Origin of the sequence: Rhodococcus sp. 008 (assembly GCF_001682295.1) — a bacterium.
Taxonomy (GTDB): Bacteria; Actinomycetota; Actinomycetes; order Mycobacteriales; family Mycobacteriaceae; genus Rhodococcus_F; species Rhodococcus_F qingshengii.
This window is the reverse complement of record NZ_CP015203.1, coordinates 274,011-293,797: the sequence shown is the minus strand read 5'-3', so window position 1 is coordinate 293,797 and position 19,787 is coordinate 274,011. Positions and strand designations below refer to the sequence as shown.

The following is a 19,787-nucleotide window of genomic DNA, read 5'->3' as shown; positions in this document are numbered from 1 at the left end:
AAAACGGACATGAGTATCGAGGGGGAGAGCTGCCATCCCCATGCGGTGGGGACAGCATACGTGAGCGCCTCGGCGGTGTGGAACCCGTATCGGTTCACTCTTTGTCAAGACAAGTGAGCAGTGACTTTCACTTGATTTGCGATTCGGAAACGAATTCGTTGATGAAGAAAACGGTCGGCATCTCAGGTGGACTCGACTGTCGCGGAAACGGTTTGGCGAATGGGGCAACGACGACACTGCTGCCCGGCCCTGATCAATCTGCCGAATGCAGGAACGTCGCCGTCCATTCCGGAGATGGGGGGACGGCCACGTTTGGCATGTAGGGTGCCGCGAAGCCACGGCCTCGCGGTCAGGATCCGAAGCCCTCCAACGATCCGAGTGATCCGGTCGTAGGCGGTGTGCTGGCGATGATCATGAGAGTGACCGGCAAGACGGCGGCTGCACCGGTACCGTTCGACGCGGTGACGGTGAAGGTGAATGATCCGGCGGTGGTAGGGGTTCCGGAGAGCGCCCCCCTCGGTGAGAGCCAGTCCTGCAGGCAAGGCCCCGGCGGTGACGGTGAGGGTGGAATCGGGTTGCCCGGCCCTGGTGAAGGCGTGACTGTAGGGCTGGCCGAGAACCCCGGATGGCGGGATGCCGGTCAGAGTCGGTGATACCTCGACCGCGATCACCGACACCGAACTACCGAAGATGTTAGCGACGTACGCGCGCCCACCGTCGGGGGTGATCGCTAACCGCGACCGGATTCCTGCCGACCGTGACGGGGTCCTCGACGACCGTGGTGGTGGCGATATCGATCACCGACACCGTGCTGGCATCCTGGCTGGTGGCGTATGCGCGGGAACCGTTCGGGGTGAGGCCTGGTCAAAATCTCCCTCGGGTGCGCAGGCGTGTACCTCTGTAGGCATGGGCGCCGGTGTCTGAAATTCTTGTGCTCGTTCAATCGCCCTTGTCCCTGTGTTCTTGAGCGCCCGCTCTCGGATGCATGGGTCGGGGCCTTCGTTCCAACGAGCCGGGACATTACGGAACACACCAATGGGCCGGGGAAGGAAGGTCAAGGATGACGTCGACGAGGTTACGGTGCAGTTGGCCTCATTGGTCACGCCACGGGGTTTTCTCGGCCGGCGTCTTCGTCGCTTCGAGTATGTCGTTCCGTTCCGTTTCGTTTCGTTCGCGCGAACGCGATTGTGGAGGACTGTGCCGTGTGTTTCGAGTTGGTTTTCTTGCAGAATGTTTCGATGTTGCATTGGCCAGCGTTCACGCTCGCCTCAAATCGGCCTGGCACCTTCATCTCGGGATCACGGGGCGGGTGGCCGGCGGAATGTCGGTGTTCTCACCGTGTTTCGATGCGTCGATCCGACACTGTCTGGGCAGCTGAACAGCTCTTCTGCACGTCGGCTGTTGAGACAAGCGCTGATCAGTTGTCACACTTCGTCTGCCAATGACGGGGTTGCCGGACATGGCACCAGGCAGGACAGATCGGCCGCGCGACGGATCGAATCCCAGAAGATGAACGTGATTCTCCAGACATCGGTTTGCCAGCAGCTACTTTTTCGAGGCGCCGATCTCGGTCCGACTGCACCGTGGGTGTTGAGGTAGATGTGGAAAATGGGTCGGTGAGGTCCTACCCTGTCCTACTTGCTGGCGCTGCAGGTTTCCAGGAGGTCGAGCTCGTTCTCGAGGTGGTCGAGTAACGGGTTAAGGTCCGGGATGGTGCGCCGGCAGCTGGTGAGGCCGAACACGATGCGGTCGTCGTTGCTGGTGCAGGTGATGTTGAGTGCTTGTCCTGTTGTGGGGATCGAGACGGGGTGGAGGGTATCGAGCCGGAAACCGTTCCAGTACAGCGGTGTATTGGGGCCGGCGAGGCTGGAGATGACGATATTGAACGGTGGGCGTTGTGGGCCGCGGCGGCCGAGAAGCATTTCCATTCCGAGGGGTGCGACGCCGAGCGCACTCATTGCGAGTACGTGAGCTCGGCTCATCGCGTGCAGTGAGTCTTTGCCTTCGTTCATGCAGGTGCGGATCGTCTCGAGGCGCTGTGCAGGGTCGGTGAGGTGGGTTGCCAGATTGCACATGAGTACCCCGACCCGGTTGCCAGTGCGGTCGGTGGGGTCATCGGTTGCGCGTAGTGAGACGGGGGCCATTGCGATCAGGGGAGCGGTGGGTAAGGCGCCGCGTTCGTGGAGGTAGTTGCGGAGGGCGCCTGCGCACATTGTCAGGACGATGTCGTTGATGGTGGCGTCGGAGTGCTTGGCCAGCAGCCGGATTCGTTCGAGTGGGAAGGATAGTGCGGCTATCTGGCGGGTGCTGCCGATGGGAACGTTGAACAGGGTGTGTGGTGCGGCGAGTGATATAGCGCCGCCTTTGCCACGTAGTGCTCGGCCGAGGGTGTTCACCGTCGCGGGGATGAGCCCGGCTATCTCACCGGCGGCCGTCCGAGCGGTGTTCCACCAGAATTCGGGTCGAAACGATTCCTGACGGGTTGAGTCTGGGTCTGCGCTGCGTGGTTGGGGGGTTGCCGGGGGTGTGGGTGGCTGCGGAATTTGCCAGGGCGCGGGCATGTTCCGGCGGTCGGAGTCCTCGCTCATGCTTTCGCGCAGCAATCGCATGGCACTGGCTCCGTCGGCGAGTGCATGATGAATTTTGGTGTAGACGGCGTAGCGGCCGTCGGTGAGGCCTTCGATGAGGTGCATTTCCCACAAGGGGTGGTTGCGGTCGAGCAGTGTGCTGTGCAATCTCGATACCAACGCGTGTAGTTCGTTCATCCCGCCGGGAGTGGGGAGAGCGTCACGGCGAAGGTGATGCTCGAGGTCGATTTCGTCGTCGGTGAGGGTTTCCCATCCCCACTGTCCGAGGGAAGTGAGGGAGCGGCGCGCCCGGGTGCGGAAGACAGCGTGGATGTTGCTGTGGTTCACAGCGGTTTCGAGGAGTGTGCGCATGTCCGCCGCGGTTGCGCCTTCGGCGGGGGTGAAGATGGCCAGACCGCCGACGTGCATCGGATGGCCGGGGGATTCGCCGTGGAGGAACAGTGAATCGGTGGGTGCCATCGGTAACAGCATGTGTGTCCTCACGTGTTCCGGTTTGCCGAGTCGGTGCGGACCCGGGCGGCCGATAGTTTTTGGGCGAAAGGGTGATTCAGGGGGAAGGGGGATTGGATTCGCTGTTCTTCCCAGCTCCCGGCCGGGTCCCCGAGGGTCGGCAGTGACCCAGGGTGTCCATCAGGTGCGCGAGTGCTGCCTCGTCGGTGTCGAAGCTGGGAATGTGTGTGTTCATGTTCAGCAGGGTGAGGAACCGGTGCAGTGAGTACTGCGCGGCCAATGTCCAAGGGATGTCGAGTCGGGCGGTGGTGTCTGCGAGTGCCTCGATGAGGGTGAGGCCTCCGACGGAGACGAAGGGGACGCCGGTCAGGTCGAGGACGAACGGTCCGCCGGCTGCGGTGATCTCGTCGAGATGGGCGCCGAAGGTTCCGCAGGTGGTGGCGTCGATTGTTCCCGATACGGCGTAGCGGACGATGTCGTGGGCGGCAGGGATCGCGGTGAACGCGACTGAGGCAGCTGTGGCTGCACGCGTGTGTGTGTCCTCGGGTGCTCGAGCGGAATGCGGGGTGTCGTATCTGGGCCGGTGCCGGCCGCTGAGCGGTGCCGCTCGTCGGGATGAGTTCGCGGGTTGTCGTTCGGTGGGATCGGGCGGTGGGGTGTTCACCCGGGTTGCACCGCTGCGGTGACGTCAGCAGTGTGGGCAGGTAAGGCCACCCGATCAGTCTGGGCGCGGGCGGGCATTGCGCGCAAAGCCGTGGGGCTTGCGGGGCCTGCGCCGATCACTGCCAGGAGCAGTGCGAGGTTGGCGTTCACGCCGATATCCGCGGACCGGGGGATCGGTGTCGGGTGGTGCGGGGTGCTGTGGGTGCTTCGTGTCGGTCGTCGGAGAACATGGCCGCGATGTGAGCTTTGATCTCGGCGGTACTCATGGACGAGCCCTGTTTGGTGTCCGTGGTCGGTGTGGTCATGTGCTTGTTCCTGTCTGCGTGGAGTCGAAGCCGGCACGGTGGTCTGGCGCGGTGGCGTTCCGGGTTTATGTGTGTTCGACCGTCACAAGCAATTGTGATGTGCGTCACGGTATTTCGCGCATGTGGATAGTTGTACATCACCTCCGGCGGTCCTCGCCACTGGTCGAATGTCCATGAACAGCGGCCTGGGGGTGTCGGAGTGACCGGTCGGTGCGAAGTTGCAGATTGTCGTCGAGAGGGTGTGCCTCACAGTTACTTTCGAGCGTGCCGGTGTGGGGTGTGTTGCGCCGGGGTGGATTCCCCGGGCACCGCGGTCGGGAGTGTTGGAACCTTTTCGCGCCCACCGTGTTTCGGAGTGTGTGACCTGGGTAACAAGCCAAGAGGGTAATTGGGGGCGATTCGAGGGAGTGATGATGGATCCATCCGACATGGACGTAGTGGTGTGGACCGAGTCCCAGGAGCGTCACGCGTGGTGGTGTGAGGTGTTGGGTATCGCGGTCGCGGCCTCGTGTATGGCCGGGGAGGAGTGGGAATTGCCCGCCGCCGGCGACCAATCCCGCGATGCGCAGCTCCGCGCGCGCCGGCGTCCCCGTCGGCGCGCGGTGGACGCCGCCTAACGCTGGAGTGCCTCTGACGCTTCGGGCAGCATCCCCGGTCGTGTAAGGAAGAGGCGCCGGGGATGTGCCGGCGACGACCCGCCATGAGGGTGGAACAGGCATCGGTGGGCGTTCACGAGTTACTGATCAGATACCGCTGGCGATTGCTGCGGCGATTGGTTGTGCTGCTGGGCTTGATTTTCCGCCGCGCCGTGTGCCGGGGCCACACTGTTCGGTGTTTACAGGGAGAACCTTCATCGGCGGGTGGGATCGGGTGCTATTCGTCGAGGGCAGGGCGATGTCGGGTTCGCGTCCGCCGGCAGCTCGCCTTGTCGGACGTGCTCGGGGGCGCAGGGCCCGGACTTCGGCCGCTCAGACGATTGTCTGTCTACTGGAGGGTCAGTGCTCTGGGTAGGGGACAGGGCGACGCGCCCCGGGGTCCACTTTGCTCGCGGAGTGGGGAGGTTTCGCTAATCGGAGGAGTCGGCCGGACAGCGGTGTGCCCCCCCGGGGCATGGGCACCGCGGCCGTGTTGCGTTGGGTTGCGGCGCTTGAGTTCAGAGGCGGGGCGGGGATGCCGATTCGGGGGGATCCTGTAGCCGGGCTGGTGGGTGGTGTGGGGTGGCTCATCGGGTGGCGTGCAAGTGCCGCGCCGATGAGCCGTGTGCCCATACTGGGCAAGGAATGAGCACTCGAACAGGTGAGAGGTTTGGATGTGGGGTTCGGCAACGAGTCGGCGATCGAGGTGCGGTTCTGCGAGAAGTGCCGTGCAGCCTGCGAAGTGAATGCGTCGACGTCGACGGTGGACCGACAGGATTTGAAGTAGCGCCCATCCCGCAGGCTGCCGCCCGACTGTACGCGAAACTAGTTCACGGTTGTGTTACTGGTTGGGTGCGATGTGGTGTTTGCACGGTGAGATCGCCAACGGAGGGCGGTTCGTGGTCGCGGCGCCGTTGCAGAGGCTCGCCGGGACGGTACTGTGCCAGGCCGCCGCGCGAGCCGCGCTGCCCTTCGGTCCTCCAGAAGGTCCGGGCCGCGGAACAGACGACGAATCCATATGGTGCCAAGCGATGTTGGAGACAAGCCGCGGGCTGGGCATCTGAAGGATGCGTAGCGTGAATCGCATAGTAGGCACTCCCAACTCGGCCGGTTTCCCCATGGATTACCTGCGTGGGCATTCGATTCCGGAGTGAAGGCTCGAACAGGGACTCAGTGGACGGTGAGATCTGTACTGAACGACGGTCGTGGGGTTCACACAGGTGCGGTGCTGGCCCGGATGCGTAGTTCACTGCGAGAGTGGCTCAGCGTAGCGGGGGTGTCGCCGTTGATCAGGTTCAGCAGTCTCTGCACGGCTGTGGTCGCTTGCTCTGCGGGGAAGAAATCGACGGCGGTGATCGGAGGAGCGGACGTCAGCAGGGCGGGTTCGTCGCGGTCTTGGGCAATCAAGACGTCGCCGGGAATTGTCAGGCCGAGGTCGAGGGCTGCCCGGGCGGCGGCGGGGGCGGAACCGAAAACCAGCGACAGAATCGCGTCGGGAGGGTTCTTCGAGGTCAGGGCTTTGCGGGTCGTCGCGTACGCGGCCGCGACATCTCGCTCGACGGTGTCGGCGCCCGGAAACCGCACCGGTTCATCGCTGACTCGGGGTGCTGCGCCGCGGACGCGACACCATTCGAGGTAAGCGTTGGTCGTGGCGCGCGTCCATGCCGAGTCCATGCCCGGGTTCAGAAGGAGAATGTTCGTAGCTCCTCGGTCTGTGAGGTGGTTCAGGAGTGTGTGAGTGGTGGCGGTGAGATCCGGTGAGATGGAGCATTGAAACCGGGTGGGGTGTGCAGGACCCACTGCTACACAGGGGATTCCGGTTTTCGTCACCAGGTCGGCGCGTGGGTCGTCGGTCATCGGGTTGATGATCAGCACCCCGTCCAGTCCGAAGCGGTGTAGTGCGTTCGGGTCTGTCGCCGAGGGCAGCAGCAGTAGCGCATGGTCGGCGTGGAATGCGGCTTGGGCAGCCGCTGTTGCCATGCGCCCGTACCAGTCGAAGTTGAGGCACCCGGCGGGGGTCAGCTCCGCCGGCGGTGGGAGCATCAGTCCGAGGGTGGCCGTTCGGCCTGATCTGAGGTTCTGGGCCGACCGATTGGCCCGGTAGCCTATGCGGTCGGCGATCTCTCGGATGCGGGCGCGGGTGGCGGCGTCGACCCTGCCTTTGCCGTTGAGGGCATAAGAGACGGTCGCCACTGCTACGCCTGCGGCTGCCGCGACGTCGCGAAGCGTGGGGGTATCGGGGGATGCCACTGCAGCTCGTTCCCTATTGGCGGGCGATGTGATTTTTCCAGGGTATCGCCCGCTCGTTGCGGCGGTTGGCCTGTCGTGCGAAGTTCACTGGCGGACAACTCATGGAGCGTTCTGCGGAGGGGTTCAGACTAGAGCGAGTTCGACGCCCGCTCATTGCCTTCCAGCTTTTTCTTGGCGATGCGCGCATCGTTGTTCGAACGGGACGTCCCGGCGCAGAATATCCACTACGAGGTCTTCGGACCGGACAGCTGGGCCACTACCTGAGCGGAGCCGACATGACGGAAGAGCAACCGGTGGAAACTCTTTCGCGGTGGTCGGATTCGGGAGCGATGTGGCGGGTTGTGCACCGAACCCCCACATCGATCACGGTGTCACTACGACGCTGCGACGACGGCGAGGAAGTGGACCGGCTGACGTCGTCCGATCCAGATCTCCTCGCGTGGATCGGTGACCGCTCCGGCAGCGAGGACTGACCGGAGCCCACCTGTCCTCGTCTCCGTGGACCACAGCGCTGACGGCCGAGTGAATCAACGCGCTCGCTCCCGGCCCGGCCGCCGGGCTCCGTAGTTTCAGCGGAAACTGCGGTGACGGCGGCCGGTTGTTGGTGCCTGTCGTCACCGACAACAAGGACCGACTCAATGCTGCGACAACGCAACTCTCCGCAGACGAAGGTGGGCAAGTTCGTCGGAACGTTGTTCTCCGATCCGATCCGGTCGAGGTCGGCACGTTCGAGGTGAGCGACGACGGCGTGGCGATCATCGATCTCGTCGCTTCGGACGTCCCGGCAGGTGAACATCATCTGGAACTGCGCGGCGACGACGGCAGCGTGTATCGGATGCCGATCCTCGTCACGGATACGCCGGTCACCGATGGACCCGTGGGGTCTGTCGTCGACGGCTCGACGATGCACGTTCCCGGCAGCTCCGGGACGGGCAGCGTCGGGAGCTGACGAACAAGTTTCGTGTCAGCGATCGTTGTCCCGGTGCCGGAACATCGATCGTCTCGCTCTGGCTCATCCCATCCCGCAATCGCGCCGGCCAAGGACTCAGATGCGAGAGCGATTCATCGCTGAACTTGCCGCCTGCTCAGTGGTGGTGCATGTGAGGCAGGCGCGGGGGACGGGCGTCCCGCCTCCCGTCGAGTGAGCAGCCGGTCGACGGGCGCCCACAGAAACATAACTGCGAAACCCACTACTGCACAAAGATCCCCGATATCAGGGTCGTGTCAGGCGCGTCGGCCGCGCCAGGGATGGCTGTTGAGTGATTCGAGCTGTGCGCGGCGGATGCCTGTTCTTACTTCTTATGGGAAGCCTGCCGACAGACCTCTGGCCGCGAATCAGCGGACGCGGAGTCCTCGGGCTGAACCGGCAGGCTGGTAAGTCCCGGCCCTCGATTCGGCAATGACCCTCCCGCGTCATCTCACTCGTTGTAGCAGAGTAGTTTTCGCGGGCGATGAGGGTGTTCGCGGTATGAGTTCTCGATGCTCGGTGCGCAGGAGAAACAACGGGACGGGCACGGTGTTCACCGCGGTGAGGGCCGGCGTTGGTGGGGTTGTGGACGGTGTTGTGCAGAGTGCGCGGTGGCGCTCGTGCAGGTGTTGACGCTCTCGGGGCGGGATCCAGGGTCCTTCATAGACGAGGAGGTCGCATCCTCGGCATTGGGTTCGGAAGTAGCCTTCGCTCATCGTTCGGATTCCTTTCGTTATTTCTCGGCGACGAGTCTCTGCCGGTGTGTGGGGGACGCTGACATTCACGATTGGGGTGGGAAACCGTAGCGTTGCCGCATCTGGGTGAGCGCCGCGATGTCTTGATCGCTGACCTCCGTCGAGACCACCCACCCGCCGGCATCCGCGTAGTCGCGTCGACGCTGTCGATGTTCCTCGGGTGTGAGTGCCGTAGCGGCAGGTCTGGGGTCTGCGCAGTTCGTATCGGTGTTCTCGAATTGTGCGAGGTACGCGGCGAGGACGGCGGCGTCACGCCGAAATTTACTCAACATTGCTGCCTGGTCTCGCTGTGGCGGCCGGCGCGCCGTCTCCGCGACGGATCGGAGGCAAGTTCTATTGCAGGCATGGGACGTGACGCTCCATTCGGTCCCGACCTGATGAAGACAGTGCAATCTTTGATCAATGCGGACTTTAGCATCGCGCGCAGCGGATCAGTTATCCACAAGCTATTGGAGGGGGCGGCATTGTTTCGCGAACCCACGTATCGCCAGCTCGTTCCGAGGTCGATATGTCGAGAACTCGGGTCGACAATCTATGTCGAATAGCCTGTCTTGTTCAGCTGTTCGACAGGTGTGGAGTATGTCAGGTGCCCGCCAGAGGATGGCGATGGCGGATGCGATGCAACCTATGATGCCGGCGGCTTCCACGGTCATGCCGAACAATCCGTGTCTGCGTTTGTGTTGGTGAGTATCCGTGGTGGGGTGGCGTCATGGGGTGGTTGCGGGCTGGAGTGTTGCTTCGAGTCTGGTGAGGCGTTCTTCGAGGACGCCGGTGATGGCGAGCAGGCCGAGCAGGGTGGGTTCGGTGATGTCGCTGCCGTGCTGGGCGTGACCGAGCAAGGTGGTGCGCAGGAGTGAAACCATGGGGGCGTCGTCGCTGATGGGTAGTTGCTCGAGTTTGGCGGTCAGACGCTCGGCGGGTGATGTCATGGGTAGCTCCTGCACGTGTGGATCATTCAGGCAGTGCGATTAGGGCGACTGCATGCGTGGTGGTGTGGGGCGGTGCGCTGGAACCGAGGCGGAAAGCAGCGCGCCACAAAGGGTGATGTTACTGCGCCATTGTTGGCCGGTCGGTACGCGGGAGGCAGCGAATATGCCCCTACGAGTGCAATGCACTAACTCGGTATCGGTCCACCGCCGGTGACGAAGTTTCGTTGAGCGTGACGGTGATGTCCAAGCACGTGGGGAGCCACAAGGGGCAGTCGTTGGTGAGTCTCCGCGGCGGGACTGTTCTCGGGAATTGCCGCTAGTACTGTCGCGGGACTGTGCTGACGGGCCCCTCTTGCTTCGAGTGGGCTGAGCCGGCCTTGTTCGGTCTGTTGTGGGGTAGTTCGATGCTCGAGTAGCTGTAACTGTGCGAAGACTGGTAACCGGGGTGGGCGCCAGCCAAATTTTCGGGAGCGGCATCACCCGGTCCCCAACGGGTATGGCGAACGCTCCGCCGGTAGCCGCCCCTGGTCTATCGGCGGGCGAGCCGCCTGCAGGTTTCGGCGCCTGGACTACGTTTTGCTGCCACGGTGTTCAGCGTGGGTTGGGGGTGCGCCACAGTGTCGGGGGGTCGCCGTCGTCGGTGTTGGCGAGGGCCCGGATTCCGTCGGCGTCCTGGGCGAGGATGTCCGCGAATTGCTGTCTGTGGGTGTCGTCGAGTCCGTCGGGCAGGTTCGCACCTTTGGTGATGGATGCTGCGGCGCCGTCGAGATAGCGGGCGATCCGCAAGAGCAGTGGGCGTGGGGTGGGGACGAGGAAGGCGCTGGAATCGGCGGTGATCATGCCGAGGGTCGAGAGCAGGGACAGGCCGGCGACGGCTTCTTTGTCGTCGAGGTTGATGTGGGCGACTTTCAAGGCTTCGGCAGTGCTGCGGTGGCCAGTCCGACGGCGGCGACGGGCATGGAGATGGTGCGTTCGAATTCGATCAGGTCGGCGCCGGGGGCTTCGTCGGAGAGTGATACCGCGAGCGAGCGCGCGAAGGCGAGGAGGCGTTCGTCGGTGAAGTCGTTCTGCGCGGTCTGGCGGGTGACTCGCATCAGGGTCGCGTATTCGGTGAGTTTGTCGTCGAGGATTGTGCGGGCTTCGGTGTCGGCGATCGTGATCCCGAGATCGAGCAGGGCGGCCCGGAATTCGGCGGATCGGGTGTGGAGCCAGGTGGGTCTGGGACTCATCGCTGCTCCCGTGAGGTTGAGGCCGTGGTTGTTGAGGTGAGCTTAGATCCGCCGCACATCATGGGAAGGAAATGGCCGGCGAAACACGCCGGGTGGTTGCGGGTCAGTGGAATCGTGTGCGCTACATTTCTTTCCGCGTCGTCTCTGCTCGAGACGGTGATGGATGGGGTTCGCCGAGATGTTGTCACACGACTCCAGGCGGGTGGCTCCCTGATCGTGTGCCTGGCCCCAGAGTTGGGCGCACTCGACCCACCCGGCTGGTACTGACGACCGACCGGGTGGGTCACTCAAAGGGGTGCGGCGTGTTTTCCTCTTACCGAGTGGGCCCAGGTAACGAGTGGCCGAGTATGCAGTGAGTATCCGAATTCTGATCTCCGCAGCGGGTTTCTCTTCGTTCCGCCTAAAACCCGTGTGAAGAATCTACATCGAATATCGTGTCCATCAGGTTTCGGACGGTACTCGAGTGCGGATGCGGAAAAACGTACAGTCAAACCACAGGACCTGCTCAGTGAATGAGTGGATCAAAGTCGGGCGAGAGTGTCGAGACCCCCCCGGAATTGCAGCTTCGAAGTGCTCAGGACTGGACGGACTTTCTCTCGGCGTGAGATCAGTTGTCGAGTATTTCGCGGCATTGTTCCGGGGTGTTTCCTTGTCGTAGGAAATCCGACCACAGGACCTGGGGGTGGTTCGGCGGATTCGTTACTGTCGGCGTGCTTGTCGTGGTCCGAGGAGTGCCAGCTGTTGGCGGTGCATCGGTCATTCCGGCTTCGGCCCGAGGATCGGGGAAGGTCGTTCCGAGTGAGTTGGTGCATGTGGTTCCGTCGCAGGATCCTCCGTTGGCGGTGATCTCGCTGACCCGGCTGATCGCTGCGGGGCCGGCGCATTCGTCCGTCCAACCGTATGTTCCGTCCGTGAACGCGGTGTTCGGACCGGGCGAAGTGCAGTAGTCGATGTACTTGGTCACCGCCGGCGTTGGCGTGTCGATGAATGTTGCCTCCGCTGTGTGCGGTTCGACGATGGTTTCCGTTGTGGTCTCCACAATCGCGGCACTGCAACGCCGATCGCCGATATCTTACTGGCCACGCGGTATGCCGCGGCGGCGATGGCTGTCTGTTCTGACGGGCTGGGCGGTAGGCCTGTGATTGCCGGCGCGCGTTGGGGAGTCGCTCGGGCAACGATTGCGCGTCCAGTTGCAGTGAGTTTCGGTGGAATTCTGCGCAATGCGTATCTGGCCGTGATGTCCGCGGCGTCATGCGGGCAGGCTCCCGCTGCTGGACCGCCAACTCTCGCCAATTATCGCTGGAGTCGGATTCGTCTACGTGAGGGTGTGATCCGGATGAATCGGTGGAACTCACCCTGCCTTCGCGCTATCATTGATTTACGAGTGATAATCACCGAAAGGGTTAGCAATGTCCGACGCCGCGACCGGCAGCACCCGGGATCGTTACCTGCACGGCGATCTGCGCTTCGAAGATGCTTTGAAGGAGGTTACGGGGACCGACCTTGACCGACGTGCCCTGTGGCACATCCTCGAAGGCCTCGCGTCGCGGCGCAGCGTTGCTGCGCCGGTCCTTTCTGCTCACGATGCCCGAATTCTCGACGATGTCGGGTTCGTGGCAGATCCGTTGGCGGTGGCTTCAGCGCGGGTGGACCGCGATATCCGGATGCAGAACCTGGTGCAGACGTCACTGTCCATCCCGGAGGCGGCCGAGCGTCTCGGTGTCACGCCGGCGAGGGTCCGTCAGCTTCTCTCCGAACGCAAGCTGTGGGCGTTCACTTCCGGTCGACACCGTCTGCTGCCCCCTGCTCAGTTCACGCCCACCGGTCAGGTGCCGTACCTGGATCGGATCGTCCCGCTGTTCGAAGGCGATGTACATCCGTTGTCGGTGCAGGCGCAGCTCACTACCGCGCAGCGGTCCTTGATAGTGGACGACGAGCCGGTGTCGATAGCGGCATGGTTGACAGGGTGCGCCGGAACAGAAGACGAGATCAGCGCGGCCACGGACGTGATCACCGCGGCGCAGTGGGAGTCCGCGTAGATGGTGGCGATGCTCCCGGTACCACCTTCGATCGAGGACATTCGAGATGCAGGAATTCGTCCTGATGAGCTGATCGAGTGGACACCGGGCGAGGTGGTGTGGCGAGTGCACCGTACTACTGGTACCCACGTCCTGGCTTGGAGCGGTCTTCGCACCTTCGGCCCGGTCCTTCGGTTCGATCACCATCCGCTCCCTGCTGCCGATCAGCCGCGGTACGGGATTTGGTACGGGGCGAGCACTCCTCGCGGCGCTCTGGCCGAAGCGTTCCAGGCGTCGCGCACGATCGACCGGCGTCACGGTGAACCGTTCCTGACAGGTGTGAAGTTCGTCAGGCCGCTGCGGCTGCTCGATGTTTCAGGTGTCGGCGCCGGGGTGTGGGCGACGCGTGTCGGGGGAAATCATGCACTTGATGCGGCGCCGCACCGGCGAACCCAGCACTGGGCCAGGACCATCCACCGCGCCCACGGGAGTTTGGACGGAATCATCTACCGCGGCCGGTACGCGGGCGCCGTGTGCATGTCGCTGTTCGAACGCGCCGCCGATGCATTCCCTGCTCTTCCGGAATTTTCGCAGCCGTTGAGTCATCCGGCATTGGCCGACCGAATCTTCACTGCGGCGCACGAACTTGGCTACACGATCATCTGAACGAGTGCGGACCGACACGGCGACGATGTGGACTCGTCCGTGTCCGGCCGCGCGGTGGCGCTACGCGTCCAGAAGGGGAGAGTGGTTTCGTTCGCAGTGTCGCCTTGACGTGGATAGGGACAGTGCTCGAGGACTCACCGATGACGATGACCGCAGTTCAACGCAGCACGTGCGACCACACCTCACTGACTCATGCGCGGCCGCACATGGACAGCGGCGCGCAGCATCGCGCAGTGTTTCTACAGCTCGTCGTCGCCGTGTTCGTCGCGTCCGAGTTCGGTTGCTTTGGGTGCGGCGGGAACCCATTCGCGCAGTGGTTGAATCACGTCGGCGTAGAAGGTTTCGGCGGAGTGGGTGACGCTGCCGATGAAACTGGCGGCGGTGCCGGCTCGTTTGCCGCCGAGTGGGAAGGTGCGCATCAGGGTGAAGGAGTGGAGCTGTCCGGTTTGGTTGTCGGTGAGGGTGCGTGGCGTCGCGCGGACAGTGGTGTGCGGTTCGCAGGTGGAGGAGGTCGGGTTGGTGAAGGTGGCTTCGATCAGCAGATCTGCGGGGGCGTTTTTGAGTTGACGCAGCATCCATGTCACGCGTTTGCCGGCGGTGCCTTCGTCGGGGGCGGTGACTTGGGTGCTGCAGGTGACCTTGTTGGTGCGCATGTTCGCGATGATTGTGAGTTGTCCGGCGGCGTCCGGAATTCGCAGTACCGCGGTGAATGTTCCGTCGTTCGCCAGTTCCTCGACGGTGAGTTCAGTGCGATAGCTAGCGTCGTTGACGGCGCGGCGCGGCAGGACGTGTTTGACGCTGACCCCTAATTCGGCGGTGAAGCGCAAGGCGAGGTTGCGGGCGAGTGCGATCCAGGAGTCCGCGATCGAGGCAGCTTTCGGGTCCCCGGATCGTAGTGTTCCGGCGCTGATCGCATCGCGGATCGATACCCAGTGCCGTCCCATGTCGACGAATTCCGATGCCCCGGATTTGGGGTGTTCGACGTATCGGAGGAATTCGTGCAGGATCCATGCCTGGAGGGGGTTGTCGATGCCGCCGTGTGAGAGAACCATACGCGCTTCGTGAATGATTTCAGCCCAGGACAGGTGGCGTAGTGCGACTTTGGTGAGTTTGCGTTTGTCCACTTCGACCGGTAGCTCGCCGGCGCCGGCGGGCAGATCGTTGGAGACGCTGATCACCCCGTCGTACTTGTTCTTCTTCGCGATGTCGAGATAGTTTTCGAGTTGTTCGGGGGTGTGTTTGCCTGCTCCGGTTTTCACTTCGAGGAGTCCGGTCCACAGGCGGGCGCCGCGGGCAACCTTCCACACGGCGTCGGGGATTACGCGGGATTCGCCTTTGCTGTAGGGGACTTCGAGGTAGCCCTCGAACGATCCCGCGGGTGCGCCGGCTCGGGAGGTGATTGCTCGCGCGAACAGCGGAACGGCTTGCATGGTCGAGGTCAGTGCCGAGGTGGTGCGGCGTTCTTGTTCTTCGCCGGATCCGACTCCGATGACGGAGAACAAGCGTGCTGGTTGCCAGGTGTCGGCTTCGGCGAGTGTGAATTCGGGTAGTGGCGCTTTCTTCGGCACGGGTTTGGTGGTTCGTACCCCGCGCGGACGCGCCGGCTTCGTTGCGGGCGCAGCTGGTGTGGCCGGAGTCGCCGAAACAGCGGGTGCGGCGGGTTCGAGGGCTGCAGATTCGTCGGCGGCCGTGTCCGCGAGGACGAGGGGCGGAACTGCGGGGGTGAGCGGTGTCGAGGATTCGTCTATTACTGTTGCGGCAGTTACGTTGTCGTCGGTGTCGTCGGTGTCGTCGGTGTCGTCGGTGTCGTCGGTGTCGTCGGTGTCGTCGGTTGCGGTGTTGTCGGTGGCGGTGTTGTCGCCGACGTCGACACCGAAGTCTTCCGCTAACCCGGCCAGTCCGGAGGACCAGCCTTGGCCGATCGCCCGTAGTTTCCAGAGTCCGTTTCGGCGGTAGATCTCTCCGAAGACGAATGCTGTTTCCGTGCTCGCGTCCGCGGTGACGTATTCGGCGATGGGGGAGCCGGATCCGTCGAGCACGTGGAGGGAGAGTTTACCGAGGTCTCCGAAGGATCCGGTGTCGACACTTCCGGCCAGGACGATCACCTCGACGCCGGTGGGGACGGCGGAAAGGTGCACGAGGAGACGTTCGTGTGGTCCGGATTCGGTGTCGCGGCGGCCGAGGTAGCGAACGGAACCATCGGTGGATTCCTGCTGGTTGTAGAAGACGAAGTCTTCGTCGGCGCCGACTTTCTTGTCGGCGCCCAGAAGCAGCGCTGCGGCGTCGATTCCGGTTGTGGAGTCTTCCCAGGTGATCAGGACGTCGACCTGTTCGATGTCGTCGGGAAGGGCGATGTTCTGGCCTTTGATCAGGTACTGGTCGTGCATGAAGCCCCTTCGGTGATGGCTGTGTTGGACAGTCGGGAAACTGCGGAAGATTTTTCTGTTCAGCTTGGCGCAGCGAATTCGCGCGGGTCTCTGATACAAAAAATGTGGAACTGATCTCGGAGTCCGTGCAGTTCGGTGGGTGAGGTCAGTGGAGGGACGCCAGCGCGGTAAGGACTTCCGAACGACCAAGCCTTTCGATGCCATCCACGAGGTCCAGCTGCCATGGCTGGGCGGTATCAGTGACCAGTTCCTCCCACGAACGGGCGGAGGGGATTTTGGAGGCTCGGTAGGCGTCGTTGACAACGGTGCCGGCGAGTGCGCCTGCGCGTAGGAGCGCGGGAATGTTCGCGTGCCGGATGTGCGAGGGATGCACGGCGCGGACATAGTTTCCCGAGTAGTAGTGGGCGGTGATTTGGGCTGCGACCTTTCCCAGCGAAATAGCTGATACGAGGCTGTGCGCCGCCAGGAGTAATTCGTTTCGTCGGCGCTTGTGCGGAAGATCCAACCGGGCGGTGCCGGTCTGCTTGTAGAGGTCGAGGTGCACGTAGGTGCGTATCAAGATTTCTGTGACCAGGACGGTCATTCCGGGTAACGCGATACCGTTTCGTACGTTCCATCCGTTGCCTGCACTGAGACCGTTGTACGCGTGCAAGGCGAAATCGCGCAGCGCTGTGCTGTCACTCTCGTAGAGGAAGGACATACCGGGAATCGGAAGGCTCATCGGGGTGATCACGTCCGCGAGGAGATGCTGAGCAAGTCGCAGAGCCGCCTCTGACGCGGAGTCGACGTCCTGGAACTTGTCTCCGACGACGACCTGGGTGGCGACGCCGGTATGCCATGCGGTGCCGCGGAATTCACCTGCCATGATCTGTTTGATTGCCTCGATCGGCCGCGCGAGATCATGGCCGGCGCCTTTGACGCGGTGTGCGCGTCCTCCGAAACCTGGTCCCATGTAATCGATCGGGAGTCGTTTGCCGGCTTTCTCCCACACACTGACGATGTCGGAGGATTTGAGGAGTTGAAGTTGATCCCGGAGAGTGCTGTCGATGGAGGCGTCGAACCAGGTGCACAGCATTCCGATGGCACCCACCGCTCCGACAGCAACGAGATCAGATGTGGACCATGACAGACGATGTTTCTGCTGCCACAGCTCGAAGGCTTGACGTTGCTCCTCGGTCAGTGCCGCGTCAAGGTCGACGTCGGTCCAATCGCGTCGTCCGCGAAGTTCGTCGTTGAATGTCGTGAGTTCGTCATAGGTTTGGCGCCGGGGACCTGGTGTGAGTGGTGCTGACGGTTCCTGATCGTCGAGGGTTGCCCGGATGAGGTTTTCGATGTCGGTGAGTCGACGTGACTGGGTGTCGAGATTGCGCTCGATGTCCTCGCTCACGCGATGATCTTTTCGGGTAGACGCTCGCGGACCAACTCCAGGGTCGTCTGCGCCTGTTTGGTCTCGATCAGTTCGGCTTCGAGGTCTTTCACTCGTGCGCGTAGTTCGGTGTTTTCGGCGGAGGTGGCTGCTTTTTCCTGTTTGAGTGTGTTGATCGTCTCGACCAGCAGCCCGATGCGGTCGGTGACGTCGTTGAGTCGCTCCTGCAGGCTTTCGACGACGCGCCGCATCTTCTCGTCCCGGTCCGGGGCATCGGCGAGGACCATGCGGGCAACCAGGTCGAGTTTGACGGCTTCGCCTGCGATCGCTTGCGAACCTAACGGGGTGTAGCGCACTCCGGCGGCGGCGACACCGGCGCCGGCGAGCCCGCCGACACCGGTGAGCAGTAGTGTCCCGCCTGCGACGCCGAAGCCGCCGGCGGCGAGGGATCCGCCGCCGAGCATCGCCAACCCTGCTGAGACCGCAGCGGCGCCGGTCAGTCCCATCGTGCCGCCGATGGCTGCACCGATCGGTGCAGCCGCCCACCCGGCAGTGAGAGCGCCGGCTCCGACTCCGATGACGGAGACGGCGGCGACCCTGCCCCATTTGATCGACTTGCGGCGCAGCGCTTTCATCAAACTTTCGAACTCTTCGGTCATCGTCTCGAGATCGGTTGTGCGTAGAGCGGTGAGATCGTCGGCTGCAGTGCGTAGTTCGGCTTTTCGTACTCCGGGTCCCCATGTCGTTGCGTCGGTCCAGGGGCTGAAGGTGATGAGTTCGGCGAGGATCACCACCGACGCGGATCGAGGGTGTACTTTCTGCGCGAGCGTGGGTGCCAGTGAGGTGAGTCCGTGGAGTTGGTCGAGAAAATGCTTGTGCGCGTAGGCAGTTAACTCCTCTGCCAGTGCTGGTGGTAGCGCGCCGCAGGTGAGCACCTCGTTGAATGCGGCGGCGACGAAACGCTGCAGTCGATCCTGCTTTGTGCTGCGGGCGCTGGGTTTGCGTGCGTCTTCCCAATCGCGGCGCAGCATCCGCGCTTGTAGCGCCCGCAAGGTGAGCATGTGCTCTGGCGTCAATCGAAGTTCGCGAGCAATCTGATCTGCGGAGACATCGGTCAAGGGTTTTTCCTCTGCGCGAATGGAGACAACGGGGAAGACACTACCGAAGAAGCCCGACAATCAATCAAAACTTCATTCGTGCATCTGAGCGAGCTTCAGTAAATGAAGACCGTACAGTGTGGGCGCATACCGATGGACATGTCATCGGCAGGCTCACTGGGCAAACGCACCTTTTACCGGATTTCGACCCGAACACTCTGAAACCAATATTTGCCTTCGCGGAGCTGTAGTAAGCCGACAATGGCATCATTCCCCGAATAGGAACACTGAGTCGTAAAGAAATAACATGACGCTCGAGGAATCAGTAGGCGTTGCAGATAGAACGGAATTCATGAGCGCGGAGCAGAGTCCCGGCGGGCAGCGACCACAACAGGAATGGTTGTGGAATGAGCAGAGGCGGGGGTGGGACAGGAATCCAGCCTACGTTGCGCAGCACGCCTCGTCCCCCGCGTCCGCGGGAAAGGTCAACTGGCGAGGGCTCCTGTGGCTGGCCGCCGCGGTCGTGGTGGCGGCATACCTCCTCAACGCGTGGTCGACGGCCCGAAACGAAGATCGACACAGTCAGGAGGGTTCGACCGCTCCGGCCGACACCGTTAGCGAAAATTCTTTTTCCCCAATAACTTCCGCGGGCAGTGACGGTTCGGTGCGCGCGGCGCTCGAGCGTGCCGGCGTGACACCAGGGATGGTGACAGCTCTCGGGATCGTCGGTGACGAAGCCGGGTACGGAATCAGCAAGTCGGTTCCGATGAATCAGGAACAGCGCGAGGATTTCGCTTACGCGATCGTGCTGCTCTGCCGAGATATCGGTGCCGGCGAAACGTCGTGGGAAAACTCGCTCAATGAAGACTTGTTCAGTGGCGCAGAATTATCGGATGCTCAGCGGCTTAATGACTATGCCCGTACCGAGTTCTGCCCCCTTGTCCGAGACGACCCGACGACGCCTGCTGCCGGAAAACCTTCAGCGGCTGCCGGCGCGTCACCTGTCCTGTTGACTGCCGCCGTCGCTGCGGAGGGTCGGACGGTGAACGTGTCCGGTGCCGTCCCGTTACCAGACGGGGCTCGCCTGGCGATAACACTCTCTCGAATCGAATACTTCGGATTTGGCGATGAGAAGCACTACGGACAGTCCGCATCGGGCAGCGCGGTAGTGACCGATGGGCGATTCTCTGCCACTCTCGTGGATGACCAAGGAAAGGCCCGAGCATTCGCCGAGGCGTACAACGCCGGTGAACCTGCGCAACGACAGATCCGGGTCTCCGATCTGGTGCAAGTCCAAGTTGTGTTCGATCCGCGTGAGAATCAATCGTCTGCGGTGATTTCTGCGGTGGGCGGCGACGACGCGCAGATCCTGGAAAGCAGCCCTCAAGGCGCGGAATTCGGAACGCGCACCGATGATCCGTACTGGAGGTTGGAACTCGAATCCGAACTTCTATTGCCGTTCGAGCCCTGAGCATCTTCGAA

Annotated in this window: 20 protein-coding genes and 1 pseudogene; 6 read left to right on the top strand and 15 right to left on the bottom strand. The window is 62.7% G+C overall.

Going from position 1 to position 19,787, the window contains the following annotated elements:
- Window positions 1-349: 349 nt before the first annotated feature.
- The 6 genes and pseudogenes from AOT96_RS36675 to AOT96_RS35535 all read right to left on the bottom strand — a co-directional run bounded on the left by AOT96_RS36675 (window position 350) and on the right by AOT96_RS35535 (window position 4,006).
- Window positions 350-538 (bottom strand): putative Ig domain-containing protein, encoded by a 189-nt coding sequence (locus tag AOT96_RS36675; protein WP_412778655.1) that lies wholly within the window; start codon window positions 536-538, stop codon window positions 350-352.
- Between the two features lie 155 nt (window positions 539-693).
- Window positions 694-840: pseudogene (locus tag AOT96_RS36670) on the bottom strand (hypothetical protein); the annotation flags it as partial.
- A gap of 794 nt (window positions 841-1,634) precedes the next feature.
- Complete coding sequence (locus AOT96_RS31745) at window positions 1,635-3,059, bottom strand: WS/DGAT/MGAT family O-acyltransferase (protein ID WP_058227849.1); 1,425 nt, start codon at window positions 3,057-3,059, stop codon at window positions 1,635-1,637.
- Between the two features lie 76 nt (window positions 3,060-3,135).
- Window positions 3,136-3,702 carry an STAS domain-containing protein gene (locus tag AOT96_RS31740; protein ID WP_058227848.1) on the bottom strand — a complete coding sequence of 189 codons (567 nt, stop codon included), beginning with the start codon at window positions 3,700-3,702 and terminating at the stop codon, window positions 3,136-3,138.
- Window positions 3,699-3,851, bottom strand: a complete 153-nt coding sequence (locus AOT96_RS35540) for a hypothetical protein (RefSeq protein WP_156779014.1) — start codon at window positions 3,849-3,851, stop codon at window positions 3,699-3,701. Before AOT96_RS35540 ends, AOT96_RS31740 begins: the two co-directional genes overlap by 4 nt.
- A complete protein-coding gene (locus AOT96_RS35535) occupies window positions 3,848-4,006 on the bottom strand; it encodes a hypothetical protein (RefSeq protein ID WP_156779013.1) in 159 nt (52 codons plus the stop codon). Before AOT96_RS35535 ends, AOT96_RS35540 begins: the two co-directional genes overlap by 4 nt.
- A gap of 410 nt (window positions 4,007-4,416) precedes the next feature.
- Here AOT96_RS35535 and AOT96_RS31735 point away from each other — a divergent pair, with 410 nt between their 5' ends.
- Window positions 4,417-4,623: a hypothetical protein gene (locus AOT96_RS31735; protein WP_058227847.1), complete on the top strand. Its 207-nt coding sequence runs from the start codon at window positions 4,417-4,419 to the stop codon at window positions 4,621-4,623.
- Window positions 4,624-5,853: 1,230 nt separating this feature from the next.
- Here AOT96_RS31735 and AOT96_RS31730 read toward each other — a convergent pair.
- The gene (locus AOT96_RS31730; RefSeq protein ID WP_058227845.1) at window positions 5,854-6,891 is read right to left on the bottom strand and encodes a LacI family DNA-binding transcriptional regulator; all 1,038 of its coding nucleotides are present in this window, start codon (window positions 6,889-6,891) and stop codon (window positions 5,854-5,856) included.
- A gap of 275 nt (window positions 6,892-7,166) precedes the next feature.
- On the opposite strand from AOT96_RS31730, the gene AOT96_RS31725 reads away from it, so the two are divergent.
- Together AOT96_RS31725 and AOT96_RS31720 are read left to right on the top strand one after the other, a co-directional pair.
- The gene (locus AOT96_RS31725) at window positions 7,167-7,364 is read left to right on the top strand and encodes a hypothetical protein (protein WP_058227919.1); all 198 of its coding nucleotides are present in this window, start codon (window positions 7,167-7,169) and stop codon (window positions 7,362-7,364) included.
- Between the two features lie 131 nt (window positions 7,365-7,495).
- Complete coding sequence (locus AOT96_RS31720) at window positions 7,496-7,840, top strand: hypothetical protein (protein WP_058227844.1); 345 nt, start codon at window positions 7,496-7,498, stop codon at window positions 7,838-7,840.
- A 799-nt stretch (window positions 7,841-8,639) separates the two neighbouring features.
- Here the strand turns inward: AOT96_RS31720 and AOT96_RS31715 are convergent.
- The 5 genes from AOT96_RS31715 to AOT96_RS31700 all read right to left on the bottom strand — a co-directional run bounded on the left by AOT96_RS31715 (window position 8,640) and on the right by AOT96_RS31700 (window position 11,810).
- Window positions 8,640-8,885, bottom strand: coding sequence for a hypothetical protein (locus AOT96_RS31715; protein WP_058227843.1), 246 nt, complete (start codon window positions 8,883-8,885; stop codon window positions 8,640-8,642).
- Between the two features lie 435 nt (window positions 8,886-9,320).
- Window positions 9,321-9,542 carry a hypothetical protein gene (locus AOT96_RS31710; RefSeq protein WP_058227842.1) on the bottom strand — a complete coding sequence of 74 codons (222 nt, stop codon included), beginning with the start codon at window positions 9,540-9,542 and terminating at the stop codon, window positions 9,321-9,323.
- A 591-nt stretch (window positions 9,543-10,133) separates the two neighbouring features.
- Window positions 10,134-10,454: a hypothetical protein gene (locus tag AOT96_RS36185; RefSeq protein WP_231917498.1), complete on the bottom strand. Its 321-nt coding sequence runs from the start codon at window positions 10,452-10,454 to the stop codon at window positions 10,134-10,136.
- Window positions 10,451-10,771 (bottom strand): hypothetical protein, encoded by a 321-nt coding sequence (locus AOT96_RS36180; RefSeq protein ID WP_231917497.1) that lies wholly within the window; start codon window positions 10,769-10,771, stop codon window positions 10,451-10,453. Before AOT96_RS36180 ends, AOT96_RS36185 begins: the two co-directional genes overlap by 4 nt.
- A 607-nt stretch (window positions 10,772-11,378) precedes the next feature.
- Window positions 11,379-11,810 (bottom strand): hypothetical protein, encoded by a 432-nt coding sequence (locus tag AOT96_RS31700; RefSeq protein ID WP_065352986.1) that lies wholly within the window; start codon window positions 11,808-11,810, stop codon window positions 11,379-11,381.
- Window positions 11,811-12,180: 370 nt separating this feature from the next.
- Here AOT96_RS31700 and AOT96_RS31695 point away from each other — a divergent pair, with 370 nt between their 5' ends.
- Entirely contained in the window at window positions 12,181-12,810 is a 630-nt protein-coding gene (locus tag AOT96_RS31695) for a helix-turn-helix domain-containing protein (RefSeq protein ID WP_058227840.1), read from the top strand.
- Entirely contained in the window at window positions 12,811-13,455 is a 645-nt protein-coding gene (locus AOT96_RS31690; protein WP_082654910.1) for an RES family NAD+ phosphorylase, read from the top strand.
- 239 nt (window positions 13,456-13,694) lie between these two features.
- On the opposite strand, the gene AOT96_RS35890 is transcribed toward AOT96_RS31690, so the two are convergent.
- The 3 genes from AOT96_RS35890 to AOT96_RS31675 all read right to left on the bottom strand — a co-directional run bounded on the left by AOT96_RS35890 (window position 13,695) and on the right by AOT96_RS31675 (window position 18,326).
- Entirely contained in the window at window positions 13,695-15,842 is a 2,148-nt protein-coding gene (locus AOT96_RS35890) for a TerD family protein (protein ID WP_058227839.1), read from the bottom strand.
- Between the two features lie 145 nt (window positions 15,843-15,987).
- Window positions 15,988-17,229, bottom strand: a complete 1,242-nt coding sequence (locus tag AOT96_RS31680) for a hypothetical protein (protein WP_058227838.1) — start codon at window positions 17,227-17,229, stop codon at window positions 15,988-15,990.
- Window positions 17,226-18,326, bottom strand: a complete 1,101-nt coding sequence (locus AOT96_RS31675) for a hypothetical protein (RefSeq protein ID WP_058227837.1) — start codon at window positions 18,324-18,326, stop codon at window positions 17,226-17,228. The genes AOT96_RS31680 and AOT96_RS31675 overlap by 4 nt, the downstream gene beginning before the upstream one ends.
- 331 nt (window positions 18,327-18,657) lie before the next feature.
- Between AOT96_RS31675 and AOT96_RS31670 the strand changes: the two genes are divergently transcribed.
- Window positions 18,658-19,776, top strand: coding sequence for a hypothetical protein (locus tag AOT96_RS31670; RefSeq protein WP_141695799.1), 1,119 nt, complete (start codon window positions 18,658-18,660; stop codon window positions 19,774-19,776).
- The last annotated feature ends 11 nt before the right edge of the window (window positions 19,777-19,787 follow it).

Coding starts and splice junctions, on each gene's coding strand:
- AOT96_RS31745 (WP_058227849.1), bottom strand. CDS start 3,059: ATGCTGTTACCGATGGCACCCACCGATTCACTGTTCCTCCACGGCGAA.
- AOT96_RS35535 (WP_156779013.1), bottom strand. CDS start 4,006: ATGACCACACCGACCACGGACACCAAACAGGGCTCGTCCATGAGTACC.
- AOT96_RS31735 (WP_058227847.1), top strand. CDS start 4,417: ATGATGGATCCATCCGACATGGACGTAGTGGTGTGGACCGAGTCCCAG.
- AOT96_RS31725 (WP_058227919.1), top strand. CDS start 7,167: ATGACGGAAGAGCAACCGGTGGAAACTCTTTCGCGGTGGTCGGATTCG.
- AOT96_RS31715 (WP_058227843.1), bottom strand. CDS start 8,885: ATGTTGAGTAAATTTCGGCGTGACGCCGCCGTCCTCGCCGCGTACCTC.
- AOT96_RS31710 (WP_058227842.1), bottom strand. CDS start 9,542: ATGACATCACCCGCCGAGCGTCTGACCGCCAAACTCGAGCAACTACCC.
- AOT96_RS36180 (WP_231917497.1), bottom strand. CDS start 10,771: ATGAGTCCCAGACCCACCTGGCTCCACACCCGATCCGCCGAATTCCGG.
- AOT96_RS31695 (WP_058227840.1), top strand. CDS start 12,181: ATGTCCGACGCCGCGACCGGCAGCACCCGGGATCGTTACCTGCACGGC.
- AOT96_RS31690 (WP_082654910.1), top strand. CDS start 12,811: ATGGTGGCGATGCTCCCGGTACCACCTTCGATCGAGGACATTCGAGAT.
- AOT96_RS35890 (WP_058227839.1), bottom strand. CDS start 15,842: ATGCACGACCAGTACCTGATCAAAGGCCAGAACATCGCCCTTCCCGAC.
- AOT96_RS31670 (WP_141695799.1), top strand. CDS start 18,658: ATGAGCGCGGAGCAGAGTCCCGGCGGGCAGCGACCACAACAGGAATGG.